Source organism: Edwardsiella piscicida, assembly GCF_001896205.1.
Classification (GTDB): Bacteria; Pseudomonadota; Gammaproteobacteria; order Enterobacterales; family Enterobacteriaceae; genus Edwardsiella; species Edwardsiella piscicida.
In genome coordinates, this window is record NZ_MPNU01000001.1 from 694,544 (window position 1) to 715,309 (window position 20,766).

General features: G+C 60.0%; 18 protein-coding genes. 12 read left to right on the forward strand and 6 right to left on the reverse strand.

The features are described from left to right. Positions 1–105: 105 nt before the first annotated feature. From BRD58_RS03115 to BRD58_RS03125, 3 genes are all read left to right on the forward strand, one after another. On the forward strand, positions 106–762 hold the full coding sequence (locus BRD58_RS03115) for an HAD family hydrolase (protein ID WP_012847443.1): 657 nt from the start codon (positions 106–108) through the stop codon (positions 760–762). Further along, the gene (gene mog / locus BRD58_RS03120; protein ID WP_012847444.1) at positions 759–1,346 is read left to right on the forward strand and encodes a molybdopterin adenylyltransferase; all 588 of its coding nucleotides are present in this window, start codon (positions 759–761) and stop codon (positions 1,344–1,346) included. Before BRD58_RS03115 ends, mog begins: the two co-directional genes overlap by 4 nt. A gap of 121 nt (positions 1,347–1,467) precedes the next feature. Further along, positions 1,468–2,778: an MFS transporter gene (locus BRD58_RS03125; protein WP_012847445.1), complete on the forward strand. Its 1,311-nt coding sequence runs from the start codon at positions 1,468–1,470 to the stop codon at positions 2,776–2,778. Between the two features lie 84 nt (positions 2,779–2,862). On the opposite strand, the gene satP is transcribed toward BRD58_RS03125, so the two are convergent. Next, positions 2,863–3,432 carry an acetate uptake transporter gene (satP, locus tag BRD58_RS03130; protein ID WP_034168347.1) on the reverse strand — a complete coding sequence of 190 codons (570 nt, stop codon included), beginning with the start codon at positions 3,430–3,432 and terminating at the stop codon, positions 2,863–2,865. Positions 3,433–3,748: 316 nt separating this feature from the next. Between satP and dnaK the strand changes: the two genes are divergently transcribed. From dnaK to nhaR, 4 genes are all read left to right on the forward strand, one after another. Next, positions 3,749–5,656, forward strand: coding sequence for a molecular chaperone DnaK (gene dnaK, locus BRD58_RS03135; protein ID WP_012847447.1), 1,908 nt, complete (start codon positions 3,749–3,751; stop codon positions 5,654–5,656). Between the two features lie 110 nt (positions 5,657–5,766). Further along, the gene (gene dnaJ / locus BRD58_RS03140) at positions 5,767–6,903 is read left to right on the forward strand and encodes a molecular chaperone DnaJ (RefSeq protein WP_012847448.1); all 1,137 of its coding nucleotides are present in this window, start codon (positions 5,767–5,769) and stop codon (positions 6,901–6,903) included. A gap of 246 nt (positions 6,904–7,149) precedes the next feature. Next, positions 7,150–8,328 carry a Na+/H+ antiporter NhaA gene (gene nhaA / locus BRD58_RS03145; protein WP_012847449.1) on the forward strand — a complete coding sequence of 393 codons (1,179 nt, stop codon included), beginning with the start codon at positions 7,150–7,152 and terminating at the stop codon, positions 8,326–8,328. A gap of 215 nt (positions 8,329–8,543) precedes the next feature. Continuing rightward, entirely contained in the window at positions 8,544–9,446 is a 903-nt protein-coding gene (gene nhaR, locus BRD58_RS03150) for a transcriptional activator NhaR (RefSeq protein ID WP_073381546.1), read from the forward strand. Positions 9,447–9,515: 69 nt separating this feature from the next. On the opposite strand, the gene rpsT is transcribed toward nhaR, so the two are convergent. Next, entirely contained in the window at positions 9,516–9,779 is a 264-nt protein-coding gene (gene rpsT / locus BRD58_RS03155; protein ID WP_015460922.1) for a 30S ribosomal protein S20, read from the reverse strand. A gap of 411 nt (positions 9,780–10,190) precedes the next feature. Between rpsT and ribF the strand changes: the two genes are divergently transcribed. Genes ribF through ispH form a run of 5 tightly spaced genes read left to right on the forward strand, consistent with a single transcriptional unit; the run spans position 10,191 to position 15,922 of the window. Beyond that, the gene (ribF, locus tag BRD58_RS03160; RefSeq protein ID WP_015460923.1) at positions 10,191–11,153 is read left to right on the forward strand and encodes a bifunctional riboflavin kinase/FAD synthetase; all 963 of its coding nucleotides are present in this window, start codon (positions 10,191–10,193) and stop codon (positions 11,151–11,153) included. Positions 11,154–11,177: 24 nt separating this feature from the next. Next, the gene (gene ileS, locus BRD58_RS03165; RefSeq protein ID WP_073381548.1) at positions 11,178–14,024 is read left to right on the forward strand and encodes an isoleucine--tRNA ligase; all 2,847 of its coding nucleotides are present in this window, start codon (positions 11,178–11,180) and stop codon (positions 14,022–14,024) included. Continuing rightward, on the forward strand, positions 14,024–14,521 hold the full coding sequence (gene lspA, locus BRD58_RS03170; protein WP_073383840.1) for a signal peptidase II: 498 nt from the start codon (positions 14,024–14,026) through the stop codon (positions 14,519–14,521). The genes ileS and lspA overlap by 1 nt, the downstream gene beginning before the upstream one ends. After that, positions 14,521–14,988, forward strand: coding sequence for an FKBP-type peptidyl-prolyl cis-trans isomerase (fkpB, locus tag BRD58_RS03175; protein ID WP_012847455.1), 468 nt, complete (start codon positions 14,521–14,523; stop codon positions 14,986–14,988). Before lspA ends, fkpB begins: the two co-directional genes overlap by 1 nt. Then, the gene (gene ispH / locus BRD58_RS03180; protein WP_012847456.1) at positions 14,969–15,922 is read left to right on the forward strand and encodes a 4-hydroxy-3-methylbut-2-enyl diphosphate reductase; all 954 of its coding nucleotides are present in this window, start codon (positions 14,969–14,971) and stop codon (positions 15,920–15,922) included. The genes fkpB and ispH overlap by 20 nt, the downstream gene beginning before the upstream one ends. Before the next feature lie 95 nt (positions 15,923–16,017). Here the strand turns inward: ispH and BRD58_RS03185 are convergent, their stop codons facing one another. The 4 genes from BRD58_RS03185 to xdhA form a co-directional block, all read right to left on the reverse strand. Next, entirely contained in the window at positions 16,018–16,572 is a 555-nt protein-coding gene (locus tag BRD58_RS03185; RefSeq protein ID WP_012847457.1) for a YbhB/YbcL family Raf kinase inhibitor-like protein, read from the reverse strand. Positions 16,573–16,764: 192 nt separating this feature from the next. Continuing rightward, the gene (xdhC, locus tag BRD58_RS03190; RefSeq protein ID WP_015460927.1) at positions 16,765–17,250 is read right to left on the reverse strand and encodes a xanthine dehydrogenase iron sulfur-binding subunit XdhC; all 486 of its coding nucleotides are present in this window, start codon (positions 17,248–17,250) and stop codon (positions 16,765–16,767) included. After that, positions 17,247–18,125, reverse strand: a complete 879-nt coding sequence (gene xdhB / locus BRD58_RS03195) for a xanthine dehydrogenase FAD-binding subunit XdhB (RefSeq protein WP_012847459.1) — start codon at positions 18,123–18,125, stop codon at positions 17,247–17,249. Before xdhB ends, xdhC begins: the two co-directional genes overlap by 4 nt. Before the next feature lie 6 nt (positions 18,126–18,131). Further along, positions 18,132–20,423 (reverse strand): xanthine dehydrogenase molybdenum-binding subunit XdhA, encoded by a 2,292-nt coding sequence (xdhA, locus tag BRD58_RS03200; RefSeq protein ID WP_069578194.1) that lies wholly within the window; start codon positions 20,421–20,423, stop codon positions 18,132–18,134. Positions 20,424–20,766 lie beyond the last annotated feature (343 nt).

A 20,766-nucleotide genomic window follows, 5' to 3' on the forward strand; every position in this document is an offset into this window, starting at 1 on the left:
CTCCCCTTCCGCTCGATAAGTTTTGCCTCTTCGCGACGATGGCGCTAACGTTTTTCCAGAGCATCCGTTACGACATCGTAGATTGCCGACAGAGGAGATTGGGTTATGTGGAGAAAACATTTCGCCGCCATCTTTCTGGATATGGACGGCGCGCTGCTCGACAGCGACGACCATGCGGAGCAGGTGTGGGAGCAGTGGGCGCATCAGCGCCAGATAGACCACGCCCTGCTGCGTCCGCGCATTTATAGCCAGCGGGTACAGGAGACCCTGCGCCAGCTGGCCCCCCGCTACAGCGATGATGCGGAGTGTCAGCGTCTGGAGCAGGCGCTGCTGGCCGCGGTGCGTCAGCGGCGCAGCCGTCTGCGCCAGGACGCCGCCGCGTGGCTGGCGATGCTGGGTGAAACGCCCTGGGGCGTCGTGACGCAGGCCGGGCAGCCGCGCGCCGCAGAGCAGATTGCCCACAGCGGCATGTGCCCGCCGCCATTGGTGATCGGCGCAGAGCAGGTCAGCTGCGGTCGTCCCGATCCCGAACCGTACCTGCTGGCCGCCAGCCACTATGGACTGGATCCCCGCGACTGCCTGGTTATCGAAAGCGATGAGGCCGGTATCCGTGCGGCTCAGGCCGCGGGAATGACGGTCATCGCCCTGAGCTACCGTCGGCCTCGTCACTCTTTACAGCGTGCGGACGTGGTGATCGGCGGCTGGCGTAGTATCATCCTGCATCCACAGCCGGAAGGCATCGTCGTTGAGGTTATTGCATGAATACACTACGCATCGGTTTAGTCTCGATCTCTGACAGGGCATCCAGCGGTGTCTATCAGGACTTGGGGATCCCGGCGCTGGAGGCCTGGCTGGCCAGCGCGTTGGCCACCCCTTATACCCTGGAGACCCGATTGATCCCGGACGAACAGCCGCTGATCGAACAGACCCTGTGTGAGCTGGTGGATGAGCGCGGCTGCCATCTGGTGCTGACCACCGGCGGCACTGGCCCGGCGCGACGCGACGTGACGCCGGATGCCACGCTGGCGGTCGCCGATCGTGAGATGCCGGGGTTTGGCGAGCAGATGCGTCAGATCAGCCTGCGCTTTGTGCCGACGGCGATCCTGTCGCGTCAGGTGGGGGTGATCCGCAAACAGGCGCTGATCATCAATCTGCCGGGGCAGCCGAAGTCGATCCGTGAAACGCTGGAGGGGTTGAAGGATGCCAGCGGCGCGCCGCTGGTACACGGGATTTTTGCCAGCGTCCCGTACTGTATTCAGCTGCTGGAGGGACCCTATGTGGAAACCCATTCGGCGGTAATAGCAGCATTTAGGCCAAAAAGTGCCCAGCGCGAAACAATCAACTGAAGTTAGCGCCATTGCAAGATAAGATTCAGAATGACTGGTATGTCTGTGACTAACGTTATATTTCTATTTTTGCAACACAACATGAACAATAAGTGTCACAAAAATAGGGCCGTCAAGACATATGGAATTGCACAATCATCGTCGTCTGAACCATCAGGACTATAAAACGCTGGCGCTGGCCGCTCTGGGCGGGGCGCTGGAGTTTTATGACTTCATCATCTTCGTGTTTTTCGCCGCCGTGGTCGGTGCGCTGTTTTTCCCGCCGGACATGCCGGAGTGGCTGCGCCTGGTGCAGACCTTCGGCATTTTCGCCGCGGGGTATCTGGCGCGTCCGCTCGGCGGAATTATCATGGCGCACTTCGGCGATCGCGTTGGCCGCAAGCGCATGTTCTCGCTAAGTATTCTGTTAATGGCGCTGCCGACGCTGGTGATGGGGATGCTGCCGACCTACCAAAGCATCGGTATCGCCGCGCCGCTGCTACTGCTGTTGATGCGGGTGCTGCAGGGGGCCGCGATCGGCGGTGAGGTCCCGGGCGCCTGGGTTTTTGTGGCGGAGCATGTCCCGCCGCAGCGCATCGGCTTTGCCTGCGGGATCCTGACCTCTGGGCTGACCTCCGGGATTCTGCTCGGTTCGCTGGTGGCAACCTGGCTGAATAGCTGGCTTACGCCGCAGGAGGTATTGGCCGGCGGCTGGCGTATCCCGTTCTTCTTGGGCGGGCTGTTTGGGCTGATGGCGATGTACCTGCGGCGCTGGCTGCATGAGACGCCGGTATTTTTGGCGATGCAGGCTCGTCGGGCGCTGGCGGCGGAGCTGCCGCTGAAGCAGGTGGTGCGCGATCACCGCCGTGCGGTGGCGGTGTCGATGCTATTGACCTGGCTGCTGTCGGCCTGCATCGTCGTGGTGATCCTGATGACGCCGAGCCTGCTGCAGACGCAGTATGGCCTGCCCGCGGCGCTGACCCTGCAGGCTAACAGCGTGGCGATTGTGACGATGAGTCTGGGCTGTGTATTGGCCGGTGGGCTGGTGGATCGCGTGGGGGCGGGGAGACTGTTTATCGGCGGAGGCCTACTGCTGGCGCTGTGTACCTGGCAGTTCTTCAGCAGCCTGTCGCCGCAGATCGAACCGGCCCAGCTGTTCTGGCGCTATGGACTGGCCGGCTTTAGCATCGGCACCATCGGCGCGGTGCCCTTTGTGATGGTCTGCGCGTTTCCTGCCGAAGTGCGTTTCAGCGGGATCTCCTTTTCTTACAATCTGGCCTATGCGGTTTTCGGTGGCCTGACGCCGATCGCGGTGACCCTGCTGCTGACCCTGACGCCGCTGGCGGCGGGGGGGTATGTGCTGGCGCTCTCGCTGCTGGGCGTGGCGCTGGGGTTCTATTTTCAGCGCGCTCCGCTGCGGGCGGCGCAGGGGGAAGCGCGGCTGTCGCGTTAGTCGGTGCGCGTTTTGCTACGCGTGGTGCCAAACCATCTACAAAAAAGGCTTCCTGCAGGAAGCCTTTTGCGTGATGGCGCGCGGTTAGGCGTGCTTAGCGCCGATCGGCAATACGTCGCGGCCATACTGCTCGTTAATCACCTCGGCCATCGCCAGATAGATAGCGCTGGCGCCGCAGATAATCCCCTCAATGCCGGCGATGTGCAGCACGGCGGCATTCGCCGTGATGTTGCCATAAGCCAACAGGAAGAACAGTACGGTCAGGCTGGCGAAGACAAACTGCAGGACGCGGTTGCTGCGCAGGGTGCCAAAGAACATAAACAGGGTAAAGATGCCCCACAGTGCCAGGTAGGCACCCAGCGACAGGGCGTCGGTGGCCTCGGCCAGCCCCATCTTGGGCAGCGTCAGCAGCGCCACCAGGGTCAGCCAGAAGGAGCCGTAGGCGGTAAACGCGGTCAGCCCAAAGGTATTGCCCTTCTTATACTCCAGCAGTCCAGCCAGGATCTGGGCGATACCGCCAAAGAAGATCCCCATCGCCAGAATAACGGAAGTCAGCGGAAAGAGCCCTGCGTTGTGCAGGTTCAGCAAGACGGTAGTCATCCCAAAACCCATCAGACCCAGGGGGCCGGGATTTGCCAACTTGTTGGTGTGCATAAAGCCTCTGTAATAATAGAATGTAGAAACGGGCTTGGGCCCGTAGGTACGTGCGCCGGGCCGCCACAACGGCCGCTGTTCCCGATCGCGCGGCATAATAAAGAGGCATCGCACAAGAAACAATCTCTGGTAATAAAAAATCCGTTTTTTTTTGCATCTTCCCCCTTGATGCCTGCGCGGACGACCCCATCTTAGTAACATCGAAGTTGTTACCCTGTTCGGCAAATGTGGTGAGAACGGTGGTTGAAATGCGAAAACTCGCCCCCACCTAAGGTAACAACGAGCTTGAAAACCGAATTTTTAGTGGAGACGTTCGATGGGTAAAATCATTGGTATCGACCTGGGTACAACTAACTCTTGTGTAGCTGTTATGGATGGCGGCAAGGCCCGCGTGCTGGAGAATGCTGAGGGCGATCGCACCACGCCTTCCATCATCGCCTATACACAGGATGGCGAAGTTCTGGTCGGCCAGCCGGCAAAACGCCAGGCGGTCACCAACCCGCAAAACACGCTGTTTGCGATCAAACGTTTGATCGGCCGTCGTTTTGAAGATGCCGAAGCACAGCGCGATAAAGACATCATGCCCTATCAGATCGTGGCCGCCGATAACGGCGACGCATGGGTAGAAGTGAAAGGCCAGAAGATCGCACCGCCGCAGATCTCGGCTGAAGTTCTGAAGAAAATGAAGAAAACGGCGGAAGATTTCCTGGGTGAGCCGGTGACTGAGGCGGTCATTACCGTTCCGGCTTACTTTAACGACGCGCAGCGCCAGGCGACCAAAGACGCCGGCCGTATCGCCGGTCTGGATGTGAAGCGTATCATCAACGAGCCGACCGCGGCTGCGCTGGCCTACGGCATGGACAAAGGGGTGGGTAACCGCACTATCGCGGTCTACGACCTGGGCGGCGGTACCTTCGATATCTCCATCATCGAAATCGATGATGTCGACGGCGAGAAGACCTTCGAAGTTCTGGCGACCAATGGTGATACCCATCTGGGCGGGGAAGACTTTGATAGCCGTCTGATCAACTACCTGGTTGATGAGTTTAAGAAAGAGCAGGGTATCGACCTGCGCAACGATCCGCTGGCGATGCAGCGCCTGAAAGAGGCCGCAGAAAAGGCGAAGATCGAGCTTTCTTCCGCTCAGCAGACCGACGTGAATCTGCCCTATATCACCGCAGATGCCACCGGTCCGAAGCACATGAACATCAAGGTAACCCGCGCTAAACTGGAATCTCTGGTTGAAGATCTGGTTGCTCGCTCCATGGAGCCGCTGAAGGTGGCCCTGAAGGATGCCGGTCTGTCCGTCTCTGACATCGACGACGTGATCCTGGTCGGCGGTCAGACTCGTATGCCGATGGTGCAGAAGCAGGTTGCTGATTTCTTCGGTAAAGAGCCGCGTAAGGACGTTAACCCGGATGAAGCGGTGGCCATCGGCGCGGCCGTTCAGGGCGGCGTGCTGGCGGGCGATGTGAAAGACGTACTGCTGCTGGACGTTACCCCGCTGTCTCTGGGTATCGAAACCATGGGTGGCGTCATGACGGCGCTGATCTCTAAGAACACCACCATTCCGACCAAGCACAGTCAGGTGTTCTCGACCGCTGAAGACAACCAGTCTGCCGTGACCATTCATGTCCTGCAGGGTGAGCGTAAGCGTGCGGCGGATAACAAGTCTCTGGGTCAGTTTAACCTGGATGGCATTCAGCCGGCGCCGCGCGGTATGCCGCAAATCGAAGTCACCTTCGACATCGACGCCGACGGCATCCTGCACGTTTCCGCTAAGGATAAGAACAGCGGTCGCGAGCAGAACATCACCATCAAGGCCTCTTCGGGTCTGAGCGAAGATGAGATCAAGCAGATGGTGCGCGACGCCGAGGCCAATGCCGAAGCGGATCGCAAGTTCGAAGAGCTGGTTCAGGTGCGTAACCAGGCCGATCAGCTGGTGCACGGTACTCGCAAGCTGGTGGAAGAAGCAGGCGACAAACTGCCGGCGACCGACAAGAGCGCGATCGAAGACGCTGTGAAGGCGCTGGAAGCGGCCAGTAAGGGTGAGGATAAGGCGGATATCGAAGCTAAAATCCAGGCGCTGGTACAGTCTTCTGCCAAGCTGCAGGAGCTGGCGCAGCAGCAGGCCCAGGCCGGTGAAGCGCAGGCGGACACCAGCGCGAAGAAAGATGACGACGTGGTTGACGCCGAATTCGAAGAAGTGAAAGATAAAAAATAATCGCCCTTAAGCGGGCATGGTAACGGCGGCATCAGCCGCCGTTATTCACCGGCACGGGCGTCGAGGCAACTCAACGCCCGTGCCTCTATGTTAGGGGCAAAGCAACCGAAATGGCGAAGAAAGACTACTATGAGATTTTGGGCGTATCCCGTGAAGCGGATGAGCGCGAAATCAAAAAAGCCTATAAACGCCTGGCCATGAAGTATCACCCTGACCGTAATCAGGGCGATAAAGAGGCTGAGGACAAGTTTAAGGAAATCAAAGAAGCCTATGAAATCCTGACCGATGCGCAGAAGCGTGCGGCCTACGATCAGTACGGTCATGCGGCGTTTGAGCAGGGCGGTATGGGCGGTGGCGGCGCCGGTGGTTTCGGCGGCGGTGCGGATTTCAGTGACATCTTCGGTGACGTGTTCGGCGATATCTTCGGCGGCGGTCGTCGTCAGCGCGCGGCGCGCGGCGCGGATCTGCGTTACAACATGGATCTGACGCTGGAAGAGGCGGTACGCGGCGTCACCAAAGAGATCCGGATTCCGACCCTGGTTGAGTGCGATGTCTGCCACGGCAGCGGCGCCAAGAAGGGCAGCGAGCCGATTACCTGTCCGACCTGCCATGGCGCCGGTCAGGTGCAGATGCGCCAGGGCTTCTTCACCGTACAGCAGCCTTGTCCGCACTGCCACGGGCGCGGCACCATCATTAAAGATCCGTGCAACAAGTGTCACGGCCACGGTCGGATTGAAAAATCCAAAACCCTGTCGGTGAAAATCCCTGCCGGGGTCGATACCGGCGATCGGATTCGCCTGGCGGGCGAGGGCGAGGCCGGGGAGAACGGGGCGCCGGCCGGCGATCTGTATGTACAGGTGCAGGTGAAGGCTCACCCGATTTTTGAGCGGGAAGATAATAACCTGTTCTGCGAGGTGCCGATCAACTTTGCGATGGCGGCGCTGGGCGGTGAGATTGAGGTGCCGACCCTGGATGGACGGGTTAAGCTGAAGATTCCGGCCGAGACGCAGACCGGTAAGATGTTCCGTATGCGCGGCCGGGGCGTGAAGTCGGTGCGCGGTGGGGCGCAGGGTGACCTGCTGTGCCGCGTAGTGGTCGAGACGCCGGTGAACCTGAATGACAAGCAGAAACAGCTGCTGCGTGAGCTGGAGGAGAGCTTTGGCGGCCCCGCCAGCGATAAGAACAGTCCTCGTTCCAAGCGTTTCTTCGACGGGGTGAAGAAGTTCTTTGATGATCTGACGCGCTGATACTCCGTTCGTTCTGCGTATTCAATCCCCGGGCAGCGCGCTGCCCGGGGATTTTTTATTGCGCGCGCTGAGCTCAATTTTGTGCGTGCCGAGCTCAGTTCGTTAATGGTGCCTGTTTTATAAAAAATAGCTCTATTTTTCCGAATTATATACGAAAAATAAATTACTTTTTTCGAGCTATAAGAGGGAGTATGCTGATAATAAGAGTTTCCTATCTTCTTTGTTTCAGTAGCTTGGATGAGTGCAATGATAAAGAGTTTGCAGCGTTTCGTCGGCAGTGATGCCTTTGGCGGCGTGATTTTGATCATCGCCGCCGCGCTGGCCATGATCCTGGCCAATACGGACTGGACTAGCCATATCTATCAGGCCTTCCTCAACACGCCGGTTGAGGTACGCGTAGGCAGCCTGCACATCAATAAAAATATGCTGCTGTGGGTTAACGATGCCCTGATGGCAATATTCTTCCTGATGATTGGTCTGGAAGTGAAGCGCGAACTGGTGTGCGGTTCGCTGGCCAGCGCCCGTCAGGCGGCTTTCCCGGTGATCGCCGCCCTGGGTGGGATGGTGGTGCCGGCGCTGATCTATCTGCTGTTTAACGGTCAGGATGCCGTTGCCAGCACCGGCTGGGCTATCCCGGCTGCGACCGATATTGCCTTTGCCCTGGGAGTACTGGCGCTGCTGGGGAACCGGGTGCCGCTGGCGCTGAAGGTGTTCCTGCTGGCGCTGGCCATCATCGACGACCTGGGCGCTATCATCATCATCGCGCTGTTTTACACCAGCGATCTGTCGATCCTGTCGCTGGCGGTGGCCGGTGCGGCGATCGTGGCGCTGGCGCTGTTGAATCTGTTTAACGTGCGTCGCGTCGGGCTGTATATTTTGGTCGGCGTGGTGCTGTGGACCGCGGTGCTGAAGTCTGGCGTCCATGCGACGCTGGCGGGCGTGGTGATCGGCTTCTTCGTTCCGTTGAAAGAGCAGGATGGCAAATCGCCGGCGCGTTCGCTGGAGCATGCGCTGCATCCGTGGGTGGCTTATATGATCCTGCCGCTGTTTGCCTTTGCCAACGCCGGGGTCTCTCTGGATGGCGTGACGCTGTCGGGTTTGTTCTCTCTGCTGCCGCTGGGGGTGATTGCCGGTCTGTTTATTGGCAAGCCGCTGGGGATCAGCCTGTTCTGCTGGCTGGCCGTTAAGCTGAAGCTGGCCACGCTGCCGCAGGGGACCACCTTCAAGGAGATTATTGCCATCGGCGTGCTGTGCGGCATCGGCTTTACCATGTCCATCTTCATCGCCTCGCTGGCCTTTGGCGATGCGGATCCGGCGCTGGCCGTCTTCTCGCGGCTGGGGATACTGCTGGGCTCCTCCCTGGCGGCAATCGTGGGCTATCTGCTGCTACGGCGGGTGCTGCCGGCGCAGAAAGCGGCGGCGTAACAACGGTCGCGTGATTCGGTACATGTCCTCCGCGGGGTCGCTTTTGCGACCCCGCTCTCGTATAGGGGGGGATGGCGTGCCGTTACAGATCTATTGATGGCATGATATCTATCGGTCTAACTGCTATCTTATTACTTAGTTAAGGCTCCCTTGCTGCCGTCAGACGGGGTTCGTCTGAGGGGACTGCGGCGGTAACTCACTAGGAGTGCGCATAAGTGCGTCTGTCACATATAAATTTCAATCATCTCTATTACTTCTGGCAAGTGTGTAAAGAGGGGTCGGTGGTCGGGGCCGCAGAGGCGCTGTTTCTGACGCCGCAGACCATTACCGGGCAGATTAAGGCGCTGGAAGAGCGCTTAGGCGGCAAGCTGTTTAAGCGCCAGGGACGCGGCCTGGTGCCTTCGGAGCTGGGGCAGCTGGTGTTCCGCTATGCCGATCGCATGTTTATGCTCAGCCAAGAGATGCTGGATATTGTGAATTATCGCAAAGAGTCCAGCATGCTGTTTGACGTCGGCGTAGCCGATGCGCTCTCTAAACGGCTGGTGAGCCAGGTGCTGGAGACCGCGGTAGCCGATCATGAGCAGATCCACCTGCGCTGCTTTGAGTCGACTCACGAGCTGCTGCTGGAGCAGCTGAGCCAGCATAAGCTGGATATGATCCTGTCGGATTGCCCGGTGGACTCCAGTCAGCAGGAGGGGCTGTTTTCCGTCAAGCTCGGCGAGTGCGGCGTCAGCTTCTTCTGCCGTCAGCCGCTGCCTGAGATGCCGTTCCCGACCTGCCTGGAGCAGCGTAATCTGTTAATTCCAGGGCGGCGCTCTATGCTGGGGCGCAAGCTGCTGAACTGGTTTAACAGCCAGGGGCTACAGGTGCAGATCCTCGGCGAGTTTGATGACGCCGCGCTGATGAAGGCATTTGGCCTGTATCACGATGCCATTTTTGTTGCGCCGTCGATTTATGCGCAGGATATGTACGCCAACGTGCAGGACAATATCCGCGAGGTGGGGCGTATCGACAATGTGCAGGAAGAGTATTACGTGATTTTTGCCGAGCGGATGATTCAGCATCCGGCGGTGCAGCGGGTATGCAACAAGGATTTTTCAGCGCTGTTCAGCCGTTAGGCATGCCGCGATAGAGACAAAAAAACCGGCCGAGGCCGGTTTTTTATAAAGCTTACAACGTAAGGCAGATTACTGCATTGCGTTGATCTGAGCGGTCAGATTTGCTTTATGACGAGCAGCTTTATTCTTGTGGATCAGGCCTTTGTTTGCCTGACGGTCAACGATCGGCTGCATGTCGTTGTACGCTGCCTGAGCAGCTGCTTTGTCGCCAGTAGCGATAGCTGCGTATACTTTCTTGATGAAAGTACGCATCATGGAACGACGGCTAGCATTGTGCTTGCGACGCTTTTCAGACTGAACGGCGCGTTTCTTAGCTGACTTGATATTAGCCAAGGTCCAACTCCCAAAATATTCTATAGAGGACAATTCAAAGGCCGAGGAATATGCCCTTTCAGCCTTCTTTTGTCAATGGATTTGTGCAAATAAGCGCCGCTTGTAGTTGCGACACCCGTGCGTTTCAATGGCGCCGAATTTTACCAGCTTTGTTGTGTGGAATACAGCGTTTCACGCGATTTTTCCCATCATGTCCGTTGGACGATGGTGAGCGGGGGCTAAATGGCCGTCGCCGGCGCGCAGGCGGCGGCGATGTCGCGCCGGGCGGGCGAGAAATCCTCATTCATGTATTTAATCGTAGGCTTAACTCCGGTATGGTGAATCAATCCCGTTAAACACCCGACAATCGCCGGTTAACCTTAGTCGCTGTACAAGGTATAATCCGTCGATTTCCACTGTTTTGAGCCTGATATGGAGCTAATTCGCGGCATTCATAACCTACGCGCGCGGCATCGTGGCTGCGTGCTGACCATCGGCAACTTTGACGGCGTGCACCGGGGACATCGGGCGCTGCTGGCGCGTCTGCGTCAGGAGGGCGAGCGTCTTGGGTTGCCGGTGATGGTGATGATCTTTGAACCCCAGCCGCTGGAGATGTTCGCGCCGCAGAATGCGCCCGCGCGCTTGACGCGCCTGCGGGATAAGTGCCGCTATCTGGCCGACGCCGGGGTGGATGCCGTGCTGTGCGTGCGTTTTGACCGCCAGTTCGCCAGCCATTCGGCTCAAGATTTTGTGAAACACCTGCTGGTCGAGCGCCTTGGGGTGAAGTTTTTGATGATTGGCGATGATTTTCGCTTTGGCGCCGAGCGTGAGGGGGATTACCACATGCTGCAGGCCGCCGGTAAAGCCTATGGGTTTACCGTCACCAACAGCCTCAGCTTCTGCGTCGGCGATCGGCGGGTCAGCAGTACCGCGGTGCGCCACGCGCTGCGCCACGACGACCTGGCGCTCGCGGAAAGCCTGCTGGGCCACCCCTATCGCATTGCCGGGCGGGTGGTGCATGGCGATGCGCTGGGGCGTACCATCGGTTTCCCCACCGCCAATCTACCGCTAAAACGGCTGGTAGCGCCGGTAAAAGGCGTTTATGCCGTTGATGTTTATGGACTGGGTCCCACGCCTTTGCCGGGCGTGGCTAATATCGGTACCCGTCCGACCGTCGCTGGCATACGCCAGCAGCTGGAGGTCCATCTGCTTGATGTGACGATGGATCTCTATGGGCGCCATATTGATGTGGTGCTCCGCGCAAAACTGCGCAATGAACAGCGTTTTGATTCGCTTGATGCACTGAAGCGGCAAATCGCCCAAGATGTGGTGGCTGCCCGCGAATTTTTTGGGCTGACAACACCGGTCCAGAGCCTGATGGCTCAATCCCAATAGCCGAAAACGGAACCGAAATCGAAGATGAGTGACTACAAGAATACCCTGAATTTGCCGGAAACAGGGTTCCCGATGCGCGGCGATCTGGCCAAGCGCGAGCCTGGCATGCTGCAACACTGGTATGAGCAGGATCTGTACGGGATTATCCGTAATGCTAAGAAAGGCAAGAAAAGCTTCATTCTGCATGATGGCCCTCCGTATGCGAACGGCAGCATTCATATTGGTCACTCAGTCAACAAAATTCTGAAAGATATTATTATCAAGTCCAAGGGGCTCTCCGGCTACGATTCGCCCTATATCCCCGGCTGGGATTGCCACGGCCTGCCGATTGAGCTGAAGGTAGAGCAGCTGATCGGCAAACCGGGCGAAAAGTACAGCGCGGCTGAATTCCGTGAGCAGTGCCGCGCCTATGCCGCTGAGCAGGTCGCCGGGCAGAAAGCCGACTTTATCCGTCTTGGCGTGCTGGGCGACTGGGAACACCCCTACCTGACTATGGACTATGGTACCGAGGCCAATATCATCCGTGCGCTGGCGCGCATTGTGGATAACGGCCACCTGATGAAAGGGGCCAAGCCGGTGCACTGGTGTCCGGACTGCGGCTCTTCGCTCGCCGAAGCGGAAGTGGAGTATTACGACAAGGTCTCGCCGTCCATCGACGTTCGCTTTGCCGCCGTCGATAAAGCGCAGGTGCTGGCAAAATTCGGCGTCAGCGAGGCGAAGGGCGATGTGAACGTGGTTATCTGGACCACCACCCCTTGGACGCTGCCGGCCAACCGCGCCGTGGCGCTGCATCCGGAGCTGGAGTACCAGCTGGTGCAGGTGGAGGGCGAATGCCTGATCCTGGCCGCCGAGCTGGTCGAGAGCGTGATGAAGCGCGCGGGTATCGACCACTGGCAGGTGCTGGGCAGCTGCAAAGGGGAAGACCTGGAGCTGCTGCGTTTCCGCCATCCTTTCATGAGCTTTGACGTGCCGATCATCATGGGCGACCACGTTACTCTGGACGCGGGTACCGGTGCGGTGCACACCGCGCCGGGCCACGGCCCGGACGACTACGTCGTCGGTCAGAAATACGGCCTGGAGATCGCCAACCCGGTCGGCAGCAACGGCTGTTATCTGCCGGGTACCCATCCGGCGCTGGACGGGCTGTTTGTCTTTAAGGCTAACGATGTCGTCATCGACCTGCTCAAGAGCAGCGGCGCGCTGCTGCACGTAGAGAAGCTGACCCACAGCTATCCCTGCTGCTGGCGTCATAAGACCCCGATTATTTTCCGTGCGACGCCGCAGTGGTTTATCAGCATGGATCGTCAGGGGCTGCGCAGTCAGTCGCTGGCTGAAATCGAGCGCATTGAACGGCAGGGGCTGGATGAGCAGAATCTCAGCGGCTGGATCCCGTCCTGGGGCAAAGCGCGCATCGAGTCGATGGTCGCGAACCGCCCGGACTGGTGTATCTCTCGCCAGCGTACCTGGGGCGTGCCGATGGCCATGCTGGTCCATAAAGAGACGCAGGCGCTGCATCCGCGTACCACGGAGCTGATGGAGACGGTCGCCAAGCGCGTAGAGCAGGCGGGCATTCAGGCCTGGTGGGATCTGGACATTCGCGATCTGCTGGGCGACGAAGCCGATCAGTATGAGAAGGTGCCGGATACGCTGGACGTGTGGTTTGACTCTGGCTCTACCAGCTACTCGGTGGTGGACGCCCGTCCTGAGTTCGGCGGCCACAGCCCGGATATGTATCTGGAAGGCTCCGATCAGCATCGCGGCTGGTTTATGTCCTCGCTGATGATCTCCGTCGCCATGAAAGGCAAGGCGCCGTATCGCCAGGTGCTGACCCATGGTTTCACCGTGGATGGGCAGGGGCGTAAGATGTCCAAGTCCGTCGGTAACGTCGTCAGCCCGCAGCAGGTGATGAACAAGCTGGGCGGCGACATTCTGCGCCTGTGGGTCGCCTCGACCGACTATACCGGTGAAATGGCGGTGTCGGACGAGATCCTTAAGCGCTCTGCCGATGCCTACCGCCGCATCCGTAATACGGCCCGCTTCCTGCTGGCTAACCTGAACGGTTTCGATCCGCGTAAGGATATGGTGAAGCCGGAGGATATGGTGGTGCTGGATCGCTGGGCGGTCGGCTGCGCCAAGCAGGCGCAGGATGAGATCATCGCCGCCTACGAAAACTATGACTTCCACGAAGTCGTACAGCGTCTGATGCAGTTCTGCTCCGTCGAGATGGGCTCTTTCTATCTGGATATCATCAAGGATCGCCAGTACACCGCCAAGGCTGACTCCGTGGCTCACCGCAGCTGCCAGACCGCGCTGTACCATATCGCAGAGGCGCTGGTGCGCTGGATGGCGCCGATCCTCTCCTTTACGGCCGATGAGATCTGGGGCTATCTGCCGGGCGAGCGCGCACAGTTCGTGTTTACCGAAGAGTGGTACCAGGGACTGTTTGGTCTGGATACCGCGGAGTCGATGAACGATGCCTTCTGGGCTGAGCTGCTGAAGGTGCGCGGCGAGGTGAACAAGGTCATCGAGCAGGCGCGCAACGACAAGAAGGTGGGGGGCTCGCTGGAGGCCGCCATCACGCTGTATGCGGATGAGGCGCTGGCGACGCAGCTGGATAGCCTGCAGGACGAGCTGCGCTTTGTGCTGATCACCTCGGCGGCGCGCGTACAGCCATTGGCCCAGGCCTCTGCTGATGCGGTTGCCAGCGAACTGGCCGGGCTGAAGGTGGGTTTGAGCAAGGCCGCCGGCAGCAAGTGCCCGCGCTGCTGGCATTACTCGACCGCCATCGGTCAGGATGCCGCGCATCCTCAGCTGTGTCCGCGCTGCGTCACGAACGTGGCCGGCCAGGGCGAAGAGCGTAAGTTTGCATGATGCGCAGGCCTCCTCTTTCAACCGGACTGCGCTGGCTGTGGATCGTCGTCGCCGTACTGATTGTTGATTTGGGTAGCAAGCAGCTGATCCTCCAGCATTTTATGCTGGGGGAGACCCTGCCGCTGTTCCCATCGCTCAATCTGCACTACGCGCGGAACTATGGCGCCGCCTTTAGCTTCCTGGCCGACAGCGGCGGCTGGCAGCGCTGGTTCTTTGCCGGCATTGCCATTGCCATTTGCGTAGCCTTGCTGGTCATGATGTACCGCAGCGCGGCTTCGCAGCGTCTGAACAACATTGCCTATGCGCTGATCATCGGTGGGGCGCTGGGTAATCTGTTCGATCGTCTGTGGCATGGCTTCGTCGTCGATATGATCGACTTTTACGTCGGTAGCTGGCACTTCGCCACCTTTAACCTGGCGGATACCGCTATCTGTATCGGGGCCGCGCTGGTGGTGCTTGAGGGCTTTTTGCCGCAGCGTGACAAGGAGAAAATGTAATGCCTCAGGCTCAGGCGACAAGCGCGGTGCTGGTGCATTTTACGCTGACGCTGGAGGACGGCTCCCTGGCGGAGTCGTCACGCGAGCGCGGTCAGCCGGCGCTGTTTCGGCTAGGCGACGGCAGCCTCTCTCCGGCGCTGGAGGCTCAGCTGCTGGGCTGTAGGCGCGGCGATCGGCGGGCGTTCACCCTAGCGCCTGCCGATGCGTTCGGCGAGCGCAGCGATGATCTGGTGCAGTTTTTCCCACTGGGACAGTTTCGCGACAGCGGGGAGCCACAGGCCGGCGCGGTGATTCTGTTCACCGCCGCCGACGGCGCCCAGATGCCGGGGCTGGTTCGTGAGATCGTCGGTGAGTCGGTCACGGTCGATTTTAACCACCCGTTGGCGGGGATGCCGGTGACCTTTGACCTTGAGGTGCTGGCGATCGATCCACCGCAGGGAGATGAACATGCGCATTCTGCTGGCTAATCCGCGCGGTTTCTGTGCCGGGGTCGATAGGGCGATCAGCATCGTCGATCGCGCCTTGGCTATCTATGGCGCGCCGATCTACGTACGTCATGAGGTGGTGCATAACCGTTTCGTGGTGAACGATCTGCGTGAGCGCGGTGCGGTGTTTATCGAGGAGATCGGCGAAGTCCCCGACGGGGCGATTCTGATTTTCTCGGCGCACGGGGTGTCCCAGGCGGTGCGCGCAGAAGCGAAGGCGCGTCACCTTACCATGCTGTTCGATGCCACCTGTCCACTGGTGACCAAGGTCCATATGGAGGTGGCGCGCGCCAGTCGTCGCGGGACGGAGGCCATCCTGATCGGCCATGCCGGCCACCCGGAGGTGGAGGGCACCATGGGGCAGTACAGCAATCCGCTGGGGGGCATGTACCTGGTTGAGTCGCCGCAGGATGTCTGGCAGCTGCAGGTGAAAGACGAACGTAACCTCTGCTTTATGACCCAGACGACGCTGTCGGTCGATGACACCTCTGAGGTGATAGACGCCCTGCGGGCGCGCTTCCCGGCGATCGTCGGGCCGCGTAAAGACGATATCTGCTACGCCACCACCAACCGCCAGGAGGCGGTGCGTAGTCTGGCAGCGCAGGCGGACGTGGTGCTGGTGGTCGGCTCGAAAAACTCCTCCAACTCTAACCGTCTCGCTGAGCTGGCGCGTCGGGCAGGAAAGCCGGCTTACCTTATCGACAGCGCGTCGGACATCAACGATGCCTGGCTGAGCGGCGTGGGCTGCGTGGGGGTGACGGCCGGGGCATCGGCGCCGGACGTACTGGTGCGTGAGGTCATCGACCGTCTGCAGGCGCTGGGCGGTTCGGCGGCGCAGGAGATGCAGGGGCGGGAAGAGAATATTGTGTTCGAGGTGCCGCGCGAGCTGCGTATTGAGGTACAGCAGGCCGACTGAGTCGCGGGGCTAGAGGTAAAACAAACGGGGTGCCTGATGGGCGCCCCGTTTTTCGTGGTCCTATGTCTTCATCGGGCGAGCCGGGGACGCGGGACTCAGCGCATGTTGGTCGGCGCCGTCAGGCGGGCTTCGCCGATCTTATGCTGCAAGATGAAGTAGCCAGCGTAGGCGGGGGAGGCGTGGGCCGGAATATCTAACTTCGCGACATTCAGCGCATATACGGTGATTTGGTAGTTATGGGGCTTGGCGCCCGGAGGCGGGCAGGCGCCGCCAAAGCCGTTATAGCCAAAGTCATTGCGCAGCTGGATTGCGCCCTTGGGCAGATCGCGGCTCTCTTTCTCTCCGACGTTTTGCGCCAGGCTATGCACCGAGGCGGGAATGTCGATCATCATCCAGTGCCACCATCCGCTGCCCGTCGGTGCATCGGGATCATACATGGTGACGGCAAAACTCTTCGTGCCGGCCGGCACATCGCTCCAGGCCAGCGCCGGTGATTTATTCTGTCCGGTACAGCCCCAGCCATTAAAAATCTGCACGTTTTGTAGCGACTTACCATTGTCAACCGTTGGGCTGCTGAGCGTCATGGCCTGGGCGCTGAGGCTAAGACCCCCGGCAACCAGCAGGCATGCGAGTGCTTTCTTGGTAAACATAATATGATCTCCTAGGGAGGCGAGTGGAAACGCAGTGAATGCGTTTGATCATAGTCCCCCGCGGAGAAATTGCCAGTCATGTTGGAATATTTTCATTACTTTCAAGTTGTTATGTAATATTGGCTCCATAGGTGTAACCCGATATTACCGCAGCAATACCGAGTTACGCCGGCGCGCGCTGCTGCGGTGCCCTTACTGCTCTTCTTCGCGCTGGCAGAGATCGACGGCGCGTACGATGGCCTGATAGCCGGTGCAGCGGCACAGGTTACCGGAGAGGCCGCGGCGGATCTCTTCGTGCGTCAGCGGGCGGCTGCGCGGTTTCGCCAGTAGGGCATGGGTCGCGACCACCAGTCCCGGGGTACAGAAGCCGCACTGCACGGCGCCGGCGTCGACATAGGCCTGCTGGATCGGTGAAAGGCTGTCGGTTCGCCCCAGCCCTTCGGCCGTGACGATCTGCTTACCGTCGGCCCACAGCGCCAGATACAGGCAGCTGTCGGTTGCCACGCCATCGATCAATACGCTGCAGGCGCCGCATTCGCCGACGCAGCAGCCCTGCTTCACGCTGGTTAGCCCGTGCTCGCGCAGCATTTCCAGCAGTGACATCGCCGGCGATACGCAAAACTGATAGTTTTTCCCATTGATCTGGCAGCAGATTTCAACCCACTCTTTGACATTCATAGTATCTCTCCTCCCGCACGCTGCACGGCCAGGGTAATGGCTCGCTGCGCCAGGGTGCGGATCAGGTGTAAACGGAATTCCTTTTCTGCGCGCCAGGATGAGCGCGGTGAAACGTCACCGGCGACGGCGGCGGCGACGGCGGCCAGCGTCTGGCGGCTCAGCGGCTGGCCGTTGGCGCAGGCCTCGGCCTGCGGGCAGCGGATCGGCGTCGGCGCCGCGACACCGTAGGCCAGACGCAGCTCGCTGAAGCGCCCAGACTCAATGCGACACAGCGCCGCGCAGCCGATGGTAGCGATATCCATCGCACCGCGCATGGCATACTTGATATAGGCGCTGCCGGCGCGGCGGTGATCGTCGGGGTGAAAGCGGAAGGCCAGCAGGATCTCGCCGGGGCTCAGCGCAACCTTGCCCGGTCCGGTATGAAAGCCGTCGATCGGGCGGATCGTCACGCCGTCGGGCGTCAGGATCTCCAGCTGAGCCTTGAGCGCGACGCTGGGGGCGGCGGAGTCTGCGCTGGTGGCGCCGTTGCAGATGTTACCGCCGTAGGTGGCGACGTTGCGGATTTGCGGACCGGCGATGGTAGCGGCGGCTTCGGCCAGCATCGGCAGGTGCGTCTGGATCAGCGGGTGCTCGATGATCTGAGTAAAGGTGGTGCCGGAGCCGATGCGTAGGGTGCCATCGTCTAACGTTGTAATACCGCACAGCTCAGGCAGCCCGTGGATATCCACGATATGGGCGTACTGCGCGTTATGGTGGTGCAGCTGGATCAGCACGTCGGTACCGCCCGCCAGCAGCCGGCTGTCCGGGTGGGCCAGCATCAGCTCGCTGGCATGACGCGCGCTGGTGGCGCGCAGATAGCGTTTAATATCATACATGTCGCATTACTCCCTGATCAGTCCGGCCTGCACAAATTCGCGATACAGCGTTTTGGGGGTGATCGGCAGCGCATTGATCGCGACCCCCGTTGCCATGCGAATGGCGTTGCGGATCGCCGGTCCAGGCGAAATGATCGGCGGCTCACCCAGCGCCTTGTGGCCATAGGCCGACTGCGGCTCCACGGTCTCGACAAAGGCGCACTCCAGATCCGGCAGATCGACACAGGTGGGGAATTTGTAGTCGAGCAGATTCGGGTTGCGTACCACGCCGCTCTTCTCATCGATGATCATCTCTTCGAACAGCGCCCAGCCGATCCCCATTCCCATGCCGCCGTGCACCTGCCCCTCCGCCAGCTGCGGGTTGAGGATCCGCCCGGAGTCATGCAGATTCAGGATGCGGTTAATGGTGACTTGGCACAGCGCGATATCAATGCTGAGATCGACAAAGGTGCAGCCGAAGGCCGGGGGATTGGTGGTGGTTTTATGGGAGACCTCGGCCAGGATCTGCGCGCCGATCTCCTGATGGTAGTAAGCCTGCATGGCGACATCGGCGACGCTCATCAGCACCTGATCCGGCTGCATCGCCATCACGACGTTACCGTCGCACAGGGTCAATCCCCACTCCGGCTGGTGGCTTATCAGCGCCGCGTGCGCCAGGATCTTCTGGCGCATGATCTCCGCCGCTCGGCGGATCGCCGGGGCGGCGACGTAGCTTTGCCGTGAGGCAAAGGCGCCGGGATCGAAGGCGGTGATATCGGTATCCTGAGTTGAGATCACCCGGATCTGTTTAAAGGGGATCCCCAGCGTCTCCGATGCCATCTGGGCAAAGACGGTGTCGGATCCCTGGCCGATTTCGGTGGCGCCAATCTGCAGGTTGACTGTCCCGTCCTGATTGAGCAGCAGGCGGGCGCCGGCGATCTCCACCCCAACCGGATAGGTATTGGAGCCATAGCTGAAACAGGCGACGCCGACGCCGCGCCGCACCGGCGCATCGGCCGGCTGGGCCAGACATTCGGCGCGGCGCTGATCCCACTCAAACAGGCGGCGGCCTTTTTCCAGGCATTCGGTGAGCCCGGCGCTGTAGATGGTCTTGCCGTTAACCGGGTTGCGGTCCCCCTGACGCGCGACGTTGCGCAGACGAACCTCGAGGGGGTCGAGATCGAGACGGGCTGCGGCGTCGTCCATCAGGCATTCCAGGGCAAAGTCGACCTGCGGCGCGCCGTAGCCGCGCATCGCACCGGCGGCGGGCAGGTTGGTATATACCGTATCGGCGCAGTAGCCAAAGGCGCTGCGGGGATAGAGATAGCTGATTTTATTGGCGCCGGCGGCGGCGATCGAGTGGCCGTGAGAGGCATAGGCGCCGGTGTTGGACAGCACCGTAAGCCGGTAGCCCTCCAGTTGTCCATCCCGACGCATGCCCAGCCGGGCATCGATGCTGAAGGCATGGCGAGTGCGGGTGGCGACGAAGCACTCCTCGCGGCTCAGGCTGACCTTGACCGGTTTACCGCCGAGGCGCTGGGTTAAAAAGGCGGCCATGGGCTCTTCTAGCACATCCTGCTTATTGCCGAATCCGCCGCCGACGTAGGGCTTGATCACTCGGACGTGCGACCAGGGGAGACCGAGGGCCTGGGCGACGGTGCGGCGGACAATCTGGGGAATTTGGGTGCTGGAGACAATGACGATGTGATCGGGCTGCTCCATATAGGCATAGCAGGTCACACCCTCCATGTGGCAGTGCTGCACCACCGGCGTCTCGTAGTGTCCCTCCAGCTGCAGATCGGCGGTGGCCATGCGAGCATCGGGCTCTCCGGCGTCGATCTCGCTGTGACGCAGTAAATTGCCGCCGGGGTGAATGGCCGGCGCATTATCGGCCAGGGCCGCCAGTGGTCGGGTGATCACCGGCAACGCCTCATAGCTGACCTGTACCCGCGCCGCGGCGCGCTCGGCGCTGAGCAGATCGCGGGCGACGACGATGGCGACGCCATCGCCAAAGTGGCGTACGTGGCCGGTCAGCAGATGGCGATCGGCGATATCCCGTTTGCCCGGCTCCAGTGACCAGGCATGGCCGGCGGTAGGGAAGGGGGCTGAGGGGACATCGTGAAAGGTGAAGACGGCTTCTACGCCGGGCATGGACTCCGCTTCCCGGGTATCGATGGCGGTGACGTTACCGTGGGCGATACGGCTGCGCACGTAGCAGGCATGGAGCATGCCGGGCATCATCATATCATCGGTATAACGCGCCTGTCCGGTGACCTTGGCTTCGGCATCAACCCGCCGCAGCGGCGATCCTAAAGACATAGTATTCTCCTGTGGGGAAATAAGCCTGGGGGATAGCTTAAGGCAGCAAGATATGCGCCACACTCATAGAGTGGAGGAGATATATCCTCATAAGTGTGAGTCGGATCGAGATATCCCAAGGAAATTATGACGCTATAAGACAGGAAAAAACTGGCTGTATATCACTTTGAGAGCATGACGGGCATTTTTGATAGTTTTTCTCTCAAAGTGATAGGGCATATCGTGGGGGCGATAGCCGTGATAATTGCATATTCATGCAGTTAGCGTCGCGGCGGCCGCGGCGGACGGCCATCGTCGGTGAATTTTTGCATTATTACCGATTTTTTCTGGCTCAGGGCTGAGA